This is a genomic window from Thermoactinomyces sp. DSM 45892, from assembly GCF_900107305.1.
GTDB lineage: Bacteria > Bacillota > Bacilli > Thermoactinomycetales > Thermoactinomycetaceae > Baia.
Genome location: NZ_FNPL01000001.1, coordinates 339,103 through 348,646, shown reverse-complemented (window position 1 = coordinate 348,646; position 9,544 = coordinate 339,103). Strand labels below are relative to the sequence as shown.

Below are 9,544 nucleotides of genomic sequence, written 5' to 3'. Positions count from 1 at the left end.
CTTCTAATTTAGTTTCTACTGAATACTTAGCCATAGAAAAAACACCTCCAACTGTTGGGTTTTAATTTCGTGTCCAACAATTGGGGTGCAGTTCAACGATCACCCTTTTTTTTACAACTACGAACTCTTTTTCGTACCCATCCATTTCGAAAGCTTATCTAGCATACGCTCAAAAAATTTGCGCATCTTCATCCCCTCCTTCTTTACCACAAGCATATGAGCGAAGGACAAGACATATGATTGTACAAACAAAATCCTTTGTAAGGAATGGAGAGGAGGATCAGATTTTGAAAGAATGGGGTGTACATAATAAATCGCGTAGACAAGAACAAATCCGTCTGATCCGCCAAGGGTCACATAAAATACATTCGGCCCAGCATGATCAAATGGAAATTCCCCCAAAAGACGGAGAGACCTTTGCCTTGCTCGCTACACAAGAAGGCGAGTATCCCAATTGGGTATCTCCTCCTCTAGCAACTTCTAGTTATGCGATGGGAGGCATTCAACCGTGGGGGAAGGCGAAACGATGGAATAAGAAAGAGAAAAAACGAAATAAGCCTGTGAAGTTTCTTGTTCAGATGGTTATAGCGGCTACTTTGTTCCTCGGTACCACACTTGCTGTTCAACATCAAACAAAAGTAGGTCAGATGCTCACAAGTGCACTGGGTCATAAAATGGATGTTTCTACCATTGCTAAATGGATAGATCAGGTGGTAGGGGAAAATGCTACGGTGCTACCTGCCTTTGTGGGAACGTTCTTAGAGCAAGCAAAACCGGAAGGGCAATCAGGTGCGAGTTGGCAAGTACCCAGTAATGGGAAAGTGTTTCTCCCCTATACAGCTGAGCGAAAAGGCATGGTATTGCAATTAGTTCAAAACGAACAAGTTCACGTAGCAAGGGATGGCTGGGTCTCCTTTGTCGGGACGAAAGAAGGATTAGGTCAAACCGTTATCGTGGAGCATGAAGATGGGAGTGAGAGTTGGTATGGCTTTCTGGATCAGCCAGCTATCAAAGCCAAAGCTGCCCTGAAAAAGGGAGATGTAATAGGTAAAGCCGAGGATAAACAAGGTCAATCATTCCTTTATTTCGCAATCCAAAAACAAAATACTTGGCTAGATCCAACGAAGGTGATTTCATTTGGCTCCCCGAACTAGTTCGCCATGGAAAGGGATGAAGATTCGAATTCATCCCCTTTTTTGGCTAGTGATCCTGCTTTCTATTTGGACAGGTCACTGGATAGAAATGCTTACCCTCTTTGTCGTGATCGTGATCCACGAGCTTGGTCATGTAACCGCCGCTTGGTCATTTGGCTGGCGCATTCGTTCGATGGAGATCCTGCCTTTTGGTGGCGTTGCCAAGATGGATGAATGGGGAACCGTGCCGAATCGTGAAGAGATCGTCGTCGCGTTAGCAGGCCCGTTTCACCATGTATGGATGGTTTTAATCAGCGTTCTCTTTTATCAAGCAGGATGGTGGACGAAAGAGTGGACCTTGTACTTCATCGAAGGGAATCTATGGATCGCCGCTTTTAACCTTCTTCCGATTTACCCGTTAGATGGAGGCAGAGTTCTTCAAGTATGGCTAACCTATCTACTTCCCTATCGAAATGCCGTTGCCGTTACTCTCTGGTGGAGCTTACTGGCCGCATCTCTGCTTATCATCCTTTCCTTTTTCATCCCAGGAAGCCTCGTTCACATCCCACTATTTTCGATTTCCGTCTTCCTTCTCTATAGCAATATAATTTCGTACAGGCAAAGAGAATATCAATTTATCCGCTTTCTCTTGCATCGATTGGAAAAGGGGATAGATCCAAAGTGGGGAACTATCCAGATCAGGCACGCTGGTGGGGCGATCCTGCGTCAGATTGTGAAGTCTTGGTATAAAGAGAAGGAACACATTGTGGAAGTGATGGGTGAGGATGATAGAGTATTAGGTGTTTTGACAGAGGAGCAGTTATTAAAGAGATATTTCACTAGCTCGGTTATGCCGAAGAAGCCGCCTCATCAGCGGATAAGTTAGGTAGAATGATTTCCCCAACGATCAAAATCGTTGTAGGAGATCATAAAAAGAGGGGCTGTCTCCAGTAGATCTTCTACTTTTGGGACAGCCCTAAAAATACCTCAATATAGATTAATGATAGAGTTTTATTCTTTTAACTAGGTTGCTCCTCCATCCGCAATACGAATGATAGTCGCCTGGGCACCAGATCCGACAATATTTCCGCTTGTAATGCTTCTAATCCCTCCAGATCTATTACCAAACTGGATAACATCGCCAATGGAAAGTTGTCTAACTGTAGAGGTACTTAGAACTCCACCTGTAGCACCGATAGACATAGGAGCAACGTCGAAGGGACTACTATTGATCGATATACCAAAGGTCGTTACATCTGCAGCAACATCAACATTTGCAGAATATATCATCAAGTACATACCGTCTCTCGTAATAGTGAAATCAGTGGAGCCATCAAATGTAATTCCAGATATAGTAGAGGGTCCACTTAAGATACTAAAATCAATAGGAGATTGTTCATCAATGGTTTGGGTACCGCAACTTACACGAGCCAAGTTTTGTAGTATAGGTTCTGTGGTTCCAGTAGGTCCGGTAGGTCCCACGTCCCCTTGAGGTCCGGTAGGTCCCACGTCTCCTTGAGGTCCGGTAGGTCCTACGTCTCCTTGAGATCCGGTAGGTCCCACGTCCCCTTGAGGTCCGGTAGGTCCTACGTCTCCTTGAGGTCCGGTAGGTCCTACGTCTCCTTGAGGTCCGGTAGGTCCCACGTCCCCTTGAGGTCCGGTAGGTCCTACGTCCCCTTGAGGTCCGGTAGGTCCTACGTCTCCTTGAGGTCCGGTAGGTCCCACGTCTCCTTGAGGTCCGGTAGGTCCCGCATCCCCTTGAGGTCCGGTAGGTCCCACGTCTCCTTGAGGTCCGGTAGGTCCCACGTCTCCTTGAGGTCCGGTAGGTCCCACGTCTCCTTGAGGTCCGGTAGGTCCCACGTCTCCTTGAGGTCCGGTAGGTCCTACGTCTCCTTGAGGTCCGGTAGGTCCTACGTCTCCTTGAGGTCCGGTAGGTCCCACGTCTCCTTGGGGTCCGGTAGGTCCCACGTCCCCTTGAGGTCCGGTAGGTCCTACGTCTCCTTGAGGTCCGGTAGGTCCCACGTCTCCTTGGGGTCCGGTAGGTCCCACGTCTCCTTGAGGTCCGGTAGGTCCCACGTCTCCTTGAGGTCCGGTAGGTCCTACGTCTCCTTGAGGTCCGGTAGGTCCCACGTCTCCTTGAGGTCCGGTAGGTCCCGCATCCCCTTGAGGTCCGGTAGGTCCCACGTCTCCTTGAGGTCCGGTAGGTCCCACGTCCCCTTGAGGTCCGGTAGGTCCCACGTCTCCTTGGGGTCCGGTAGGTCCTACGTCTCCTTGAGGTCCGGTAGGTCCTACGTCTCCTTGGGGTCCGGTAGGTCCTACGTCTCCTTGAGGTCCGGTAGGTCCCACGTCTCCTTGGGGTCCGGTAGGTCCCACGTCTCCTTGAGGTCCGGTAGGTCCCACGTCCCCTTGGGGTCCGGTAGGTCCTACGTCTCCTTGAGGTCCGGTAGGTCCCACGTCTCCTTGAGGTCCGGTAGGTCCCACGTCCCCTTGAGGTCCCTGAGGTCCTGTTGTTCCGTTAGTGCCTGTGGGAACTTCTAATATCACATTGGCAGAACCGGGAATTACGTTAATTTCCAGTGTATTAGATGAAAAGTTTAGTATATCTCCAAAGCCGAGTGGAACACTTCCACTAGCTCCTGAATTCCCTTGAACTAAAAATAGGAAATCACCTGTAATAAGAATTCCCTGAGGTCCGGTAGGTCCCTGAGGTCCCTGAGGTCCAGTAATCCCTCCTGATGATCCAGTAGATGCAGGTCCCTGAGGGCCTATGGGTCCCTGGGGTCCCTGAGGTCCATCACAAGGATGACAAGGATCACAGGGGTTACAAGGATTATAAGGTTTACAAGGATTATAAGGTTTACAAGGATTATAAGGTTTACAAGAATGACAAGATTTACAATGATGACAAGGATTGCAATGATGACCATGACGATGATGCCTAATATAAGCATTTGACATGCATTCTTCCTCCTTTGGTATCTTTATATCCATATGTACAAAGTCATTGAAGGTGAGACTAAATGACTTTAGTTAAAAATGGAAATATTTTAAATATATATTCTAATATAGTATTTATTTCCGGTTTCAGCGAATTTCCGATTGAAAACCAGCGAAAATCCACCTCATAAGTGTATAAGTTTAGGTGATTGCGAACGTGGGAAGGATTACGGGGGCAAAAGAAGGTGCCAAGTTGATGGCACCTTCTTTCGATGTATAGTTAGGATCGATTATTTTTCATATAATCTGCGTACTCCACCTGAAACTCCCGTGACTGCTTAAAGTGAGTAGACATCTTGGAAAGGGCTTCCACAATCTCTTCATGTGAAGTTTCTGGTATCGAGAATACTTGGGGTGGTCGGGGAACCTTTAGTTGGGTGTGATCAGTTTTGTTTGACGTAGGTTTTGATACATTCAGCAACGATGTATATATCAACATGGCTGTTGTAATCAAGAAGTGAATGGTATTTGTTCATGACATTGACCCCTTTTTTCATTGTTTTTATACTTACTTTTCTATTTTATCTAAATTAGGAGAAAGAATCTGCCCTAACCAAAAAAGAGAAATTGAATAATCTAGTAAATGGAGTTCTACCTTTACTAGTAGATAGGGATACTAGTAACCACAATACTAAGAATCTACTCTATTTGGATGACATCAAGAAAAAACATGAGAAGGAAGAGATAGATCGATGACATGGACATATGGGAAGATGGTAACGGTGGATGAGTTAATTGAGTATATTACCGAAAATGATTTGTCGAAACATCCAGAAATCCATATTCATCACACATGGAAACCCAATCATTCAAGCTTTAACGGAACTAATTATCTTACCTTACAAAACGGAATGAGATCTGCCCATTTAGGGAGAGGTTTTATCACGATTGCACAACACGTTTCTTTGTTTCCTGATGGGACATTCGTCTTAGGTAGAGATATTAATCTCCCTCCGGCTAGTGCTACTGGCTACAATGATTCAGACTCAGATGGCATCCACCCATTCATGGTGGAGACAGTAGGCAATTTTGATGTAGGCTATGATCCTTTTCAACCTCCACAGAGCACTGCCTTGTTTCAATTAACTGCCTACTTTGTGAAGTTTAGAGGTGCGAAAATCAAGTTTCATAATGAGATGAGCAGTAAAACTTGCCCAGGAAGCTCTATTAATAAACAGTGGTTTGTTGGCGAAGTTCAGAAGATCGTGGGTGGTGGGGATGGTAGTAATCCACAAATCCCGGAACCAGGTTACACCGAAATCGATTATCCGGGCTATCTCATTCGGAAAGGGACAAGGGGGCCAGTTGTAGGGCATATTCAGAAAAAATTAGGTATAAAAGCAGATCAAATATTTGGCCCTGTAACAGAGAAAGCCGTAAGGAATTGGCAGAGAGCCCATGGATTACAAGTGGATGGAGTGGTAGGGCCTAGTACATGGAAATCGATGTTTAATAATCCTAATATATATCCCGGAAAATTGATTCGAAGAGGCTCAAAGGGGGATGTAGTGAGAACGATCCAGCGGAAATTAGGTGGGTTGGTAGTGGACGGCGTGTTTGGTGTTAAGACAGAGAGAGAAGTGAAGGCATTTCAAAAAAGAAAAGGGCTTAAACAAGATGGGGTTGTAGGCCCAAAGACATGGCGGGCATTGTTTGGATAAAGAGACCCCCCCTTTCTTTTTGTGTAAAGGGGGGTCTCTTTATCATTTAACCTTCAAGTGCCTCTGTTCGTTATGAATCAATCATAGAACCAACCATAATCCCCATACGAATTACTACTCTTTCTAAGATAAAATTCTGCTGTTTTATTGGTTCCATCAATAAAACGTCCGACATCGTGTACGACATGGCATTGATCATCACGTAAGTTGATCGTCAGGATGTGATCATCTGGATTATCAGGATCATATTCCCATAGTTCAATTTTCTCAGTTTCATGAACTCCCTCTAAACTGACACAAAATTTGTAATCCCCACCATGAGAGGGCTTTGTTCCTGTAACATACTTTTTCAGGTCCTTGTTCCATTTAAATTCGCTCATCCCTAAATAATCCCATTCTCCAGGTCCCGCAAATACGGTTATGGGCATAATTAAAGCAAAAGAGAATGCCAGAAAACTTGTCCCAATCATTTTCAATTTCATGCTAGTCTCCCTCATCTCCATTCTTATTGTCAACCGAAATTAATCCCAGGCATCTACTCCGGCCCATTTTGTAGTGTTAATGTTTTTGATGACTTTAAATTCAGCCTTATGGTTGTCTCCATCTTTAAAGCGATTCAGATTACGAAAGACGGCACACTCACCCGCCTTCAATGTTTTCTCACCCACATAATCATCTGCTCCACCTGCATCGTCTTCAAACAAAACATATCGACCAGTGGGGCTTCCAGTTCTGAGGCAAAATTTGAAGTCTCCCCCACCAGAATAAAAGACGCGACTGGAGTATGAGAAGGCATCACCGCCTACATAGTCCCATTCTCCAGACCCAGCCAATACAGTGAATGGTGTGGTTAGAATCACAATAAATGTGAGAAAGGTTGCACAGATTCCCCTTTTCAACTTCATGTTGACCCCTCCGTAGAAAAGAATATAGATTCAAGCTATTAAATTATATCATTAAAATTTTATATTTTTTAGTTTATTTGATGAATTAAAAAGGAAAATACTCCAATCCAGCGATAGTAAAGGGTTGGAGTATTTTCCTTTTTAATCACATTGTCTGTGACTGTATTACTTGTTTCGGCTTCATTTGTGTGATTAGAAACATACTATAACGAATAGCTACATACATAACCATGGCACTTGCAAGAATCGTTTCCATGATGCTAAGCGTATGACTTACTGTTCCGTTAAAACCTAAATATTTTAGTGTATTGGTAAGGGCAGTAGCACAAATAACGAGTGGAAATGTAAATGCCGAATAACTAGGATAAAATGATAGATGTAATAACTTGGGTAGTTGCCATAGTACACTTACGTATAGAGCTTGTGAAAGAATAAGAAGTGCCCAAACAAAGTTTACTGATTTCGTTTCAAAATGCACTAAATATGCGGCTAGTAACAGCGATCCGGGTGCACATAAGATTGTAATAAGCGGTAGTGTAGCCATTTCTAAATCACGCATCACAAAAATGCGAATGAATATGAGTGGTAGTAAAATAAGATAGAACACCATAGATACCCAAAAGATAACGGTTGATATCGACGGTACTAGGCTACCTGCGGTGAGCGGAATAATCGCCATCCCGATAAACATAATAAACCAACTTGGATAGATATGAATCATGGTTACCTCGGTTCGTAATACAAAGCGATAGATAAAATAAACCATTAATGCAAGATGAACGATCACCGCAATCCCCCAAATGATTTTCCAAAGGATGCTTTGTTCCATAAAAAAGCTACAGAGTACCATCACAGCCATTGGAAATGTGGGGGATACAGCAGCGATCATAGGATTTTGTAAGTCATGGAGTATGTGTCTTGGTGTGAAAAAGATTTTGCAAAGTATACCAATTAAAAAGATAGATCCAAGTGCGATCATTATATAGGCAAGCCAATTAATGTGAAAGCTAAGTTGCAGTTTTGCTACTGAAAATAATGCTAAGATCAAACCACTGATCGGAATCGGGATGGATTGTAACTTGTTAATCATCAACTATTTCTCCTCTAAGATTCCTTCGTAAGGATGATGTAGACTCTAGCTTTTAAGTGAGTGCTCCTATGATCATTCATTCTACTATAGGTTATCAAGGTTGTGTTGTATGCTTTACTTAGAGATGCCTATTGAGGGCAGAGATGCACAGAGTCTCCACCTTGGAGGAGGAAGATTATGTTCGTTAGAAAGTTATTCGTGTCCCTGTTGCTATCGCTTGTTACAGTACTAGTTATATGTTCAGATGGCTATTTTCCCCTTGATTTGTTCTTCTTTTACGTATATCCATTTTACTTTATCTATGCATTGCCAGTATCATTATTGGCCGATTGGATAGCCAGTAAGATGGGGAGATACTCGCGGATCGTATCGTATGTCTTACATGCTATAGGAGGTGTTTTATCGGCATGCATAATTGGGCAATGGGGTTTCGCTATTACGGGACTTATTTGTTCGGTTGCTTATGCATTCGTAAACTATCTGGCTTCATTAGATAGATTTAGCTCTCGGATGGCGAAAGGAACGACCATTTTGTTTGCTGTCAGTCTTGCCGTGTTCATCGTTTCTTATGGTGTAGCTATGGGTTGACTCCAGTATAAGACCGTTTGACACTAAGGACCAGCTGTGGTAAGATATCGCTTGTATGTTAAGCGTTCGATTTGTGTAACGCTAACGATACCGCGCAGGATCGGATTGTAAATAGGGAATATACCCTTTCCGTACCTTGGCGAGTCCTGATAAAGAGGAGGGTAAACTATGTACGCTTTGATCGAAACTGGTGGTAAACAATATCGTGTGGAGAAAGACGGCGTTCTATTCATCGAGAAGTTGGATGCAGCTGAAGGTGAAGTAGTAACGTTTGACAAAGTTCTTCTCGTTAACAAAAACGGTGAAACGGTTGTCGGTGCTCCAATCGTTGCAAATGCAAAAGTAACCGGTAAAGTGGTAAAACACGGTCGTGGTAAAAAAATCACGGTGTTCAAATACAAGCCGAAGAAAAATTACAAGAAAAAACAAGGCCATCGTCAGCCATTTACTAAAGTCGTAATCGAAAACATTGAAGCTTAATGATTCGAATACGGATTGAACGAAACGACCATGGTGACGTTAAGAGGGTACTTGTAACCGGTCACGCTAACTTTGCAGAGCACGGATCTGATATTGTTTGTGCAGCCGTTTCAGGCATCGTTTTTGGTCAGGTAAATGCTATCGAGACCTTAACGGGTGTGAGAGTGCATCAACCTGATGATGGTGATGGGAAAGTAGATCTTCGGATTCCAGAAGGACTTGCTCCTGAAGTGGAACGGAAGATTATCTTGCTTGTCGAAGCTATGGTGATTTCGCTCAGAGATATTGCTGATTCATATCCTAGATATGTAAGATGGATTAACAAATAACTCATAATCGAAAAGAGGTGGAATACATGCTTAAACTAAATCTTCAAGCCTTTGCATCGAAAAAAGGGGTAGGTTCTACAAAGAACGGTCGTGACAGTAGATCAAAACGCCTAGGTGTGAAGCGTGCGGATGGTCAGTTTGTACTTGCTGGAAACATCCTAGTTCGCCAACGTGGTACCAAGATCTATCCAGGTCAAAACGTTGGACGTGGTGGAGATGATACCTTGTTTGCAACCGCAAGCGGTGTTGTGAAGTTTGAGCGTTTGGGTCGTGACCGCAAACGTGTAAGCATTTATCCAACAGTTGAGCAGGAAGTAGTTGCTACTCAAGCTTAATGGTTCGGAATATCACCCTGGCCTAG

General features: G+C 43.8%; 12 protein-coding genes. 7 read left to right on the top strand and 5 right to left on the bottom strand.

Features of this window, described 5'->3' with window-relative positions:
* Positions 1 to 287: 287 nt before the first annotated feature.
* Together BLU58_RS01685 and BLU58_RS01680 are read left to right on the top strand one after the other, a co-directional pair.
* Positions 288 to 1,154, top strand: coding sequence for a M23 family metallopeptidase (locus BLU58_RS01685; RefSeq protein WP_176786439.1), 867 nt, complete (start codon positions 288 to 290; stop codon positions 1,152 to 1,154).
* The gene (locus BLU58_RS01680) at positions 1,138 to 2,019 is read left to right on the top strand and encodes a M50 family metallopeptidase (protein WP_093290491.1); all 882 of its coding nucleotides are present in this window, start codon (positions 1,138 to 1,140) and stop codon (positions 2,017 to 2,019) included. Before BLU58_RS01685 ends, BLU58_RS01680 begins: the two co-directional genes overlap by 17 nt.
* A 137-nt stretch (positions 2,020 to 2,156) precedes the next feature.
* On the opposite strand, the gene BLU58_RS17110 is transcribed toward BLU58_RS01680, so the two are convergent.
* Positions 2,157 to 4,091, bottom strand: a complete 1,935-nt coding sequence (locus BLU58_RS17110) for a collagen-like domain-containing protein (RefSeq protein ID WP_143123657.1) — start codon at positions 4,089 to 4,091, stop codon at positions 2,157 to 2,159.
* A gap of 259 nt (positions 4,092 to 4,350) precedes the next feature.
* Positions 4,351 to 4,569, bottom strand: coding sequence for a DUF6022 family protein (locus BLU58_RS17235; protein WP_369813677.1), 219 nt, complete (start codon positions 4,567 to 4,569; stop codon positions 4,351 to 4,353).
* A 253-nt stretch (positions 4,570 to 4,822) separates the two neighbouring features.
* Between BLU58_RS17235 and BLU58_RS01670 the strand changes: the two genes are divergently transcribed.
* Positions 4,823 to 5,791, top strand: coding sequence for a peptidoglycan recognition protein family protein (locus BLU58_RS01670; RefSeq protein WP_093290489.1), 969 nt, complete (start codon positions 4,823 to 4,825; stop codon positions 5,789 to 5,791).
* A 77-nt stretch (positions 5,792 to 5,868) separates the two neighbouring features.
* Here BLU58_RS01670 and BLU58_RS01665 read toward each other — a convergent pair whose 3' ends face one another.
* The 3 genes from BLU58_RS01665 to BLU58_RS01655 all read right to left on the bottom strand — a co-directional run bounded on the left by BLU58_RS01665 (position 5,869) and on the right by BLU58_RS01655 (position 7,786).
* Entirely contained in the window at positions 5,869 to 6,273 is a 405-nt protein-coding gene (locus BLU58_RS01665; protein WP_093290488.1) for a hypothetical protein, read from the bottom strand.
* A gap of 39 nt (positions 6,274 to 6,312) precedes the next feature.
* Positions 6,313 to 6,696, bottom strand: coding sequence for a hypothetical protein (locus BLU58_RS01660; protein ID WP_093290487.1), 384 nt, complete (start codon positions 6,694 to 6,696; stop codon positions 6,313 to 6,315).
* A gap of 145 nt (positions 6,697 to 6,841) precedes the next feature.
* Positions 6,842 to 7,786 (bottom strand): TDT family transporter, encoded by a 945-nt coding sequence (locus BLU58_RS01655; protein ID WP_093290486.1) that lies wholly within the window; start codon positions 7,784 to 7,786, stop codon positions 6,842 to 6,844.
* A 177-nt stretch (positions 7,787 to 7,963) separates the two neighbouring features.
* Between BLU58_RS01655 and BLU58_RS01650 the strand changes: the two genes are divergently transcribed.
* The 4 genes from BLU58_RS01650 (at position 7,964) to rpmA (ending at position 9,518) form a co-directional block, all read left to right on the top strand.
* Entirely contained in the window at positions 7,964 to 8,374 is a 411-nt protein-coding gene (locus tag BLU58_RS01650) for a hypothetical protein (RefSeq protein ID WP_093290485.1), read from the top strand.
* 168 nt (positions 8,375 to 8,542) lie between these two features.
* Complete coding sequence (gene rplU / locus BLU58_RS01645) at positions 8,543 to 8,854, top strand: 50S ribosomal protein L21 (protein WP_093290484.1); 312 nt, start codon at positions 8,543 to 8,545, stop codon at positions 8,852 to 8,854.
* Positions 8,854 to 9,183 carry a ribosomal-processing cysteine protease Prp gene (locus BLU58_RS01640; protein WP_093290483.1) on the top strand — a complete coding sequence of 110 codons (330 nt, stop codon included), beginning with the start codon at positions 8,854 to 8,856 and terminating at the stop codon, positions 9,181 to 9,183. Before rplU ends, BLU58_RS01640 begins: the two co-directional genes overlap by 1 nt.
* Positions 9,184 to 9,209: 26 nt before the next feature.
* Complete coding sequence (gene rpmA / locus BLU58_RS01635; RefSeq protein WP_072330541.1) at positions 9,210 to 9,518, top strand: 50S ribosomal protein L27; 309 nt, start codon at positions 9,210 to 9,212, stop codon at positions 9,516 to 9,518.
* Positions 9,519 to 9,544 lie beyond the last annotated feature (26 nt).

What these genes read in the sequence shown, in the direction of transcription:
- BLU58_RS01650 (WP_093290485.1), top strand. Translation starts at nt 7,964, where the DNA reads ATGTTCGTTAGAAAGTTATTCGTGTCCCTGTTGCTATCGCTTGTTACA.
- BLU58_RS01640 (WP_093290483.1), top strand. Translation starts at nt 8,854, where the DNA reads ATGATTCGAATACGGATTGAACGAAACGACCATGGTGACGTTAAGAGG.
- BLU58_RS01655 (WP_093290486.1), bottom strand. Translation starts at nt 7,786, where the DNA reads ATGATTAACAAGTTACAATCCATCCCGATTCCGATCAGTGGTTTGATC.
- BLU58_RS01670 (WP_093290489.1), top strand. Translation starts at nt 4,823, where the DNA reads ATGACATGGACATATGGGAAGATGGTAACGGTGGATGAGTTAATTGAG.
- BLU58_RS01665 (WP_093290488.1), bottom strand. Translation starts at nt 6,273, where the DNA reads ATGAAATTGAAAATGATTGGGACAAGTTTTCTGGCATTCTCTTTTGCT.
- BLU58_RS01660 (WP_093290487.1), bottom strand. Translation starts at nt 6,696, where the DNA reads ATGAAGTTGAAAAGGGGAATCTGTGCAACCTTTCTCACATTTATTGTG.
- BLU58_RS17235 (WP_369813677.1), bottom strand. Translation starts at nt 4,569, where the DNA reads ATGTTGATATATACATCGTTGCTGAATGTATCAAAACCTACGTCAAAC.
- BLU58_RS17110 (WP_143123657.1), bottom strand. Translation starts at nt 4,091, where the DNA reads ATGTCAAATGCTTATATTAGGCATCATCGTCATGGTCATCATTGCAAT.
- rplU (WP_093290484.1), top strand. Translation starts at nt 8,543, where the DNA reads ATGTACGCTTTGATCGAAACTGGTGGTAAACAATATCGTGTGGAGAAA.
- rpmA (WP_072330541.1), top strand. Translation starts at nt 9,210, where the DNA reads ATGCTTAAACTAAATCTTCAAGCCTTTGCATCGAAAAAAGGGGTAGGT.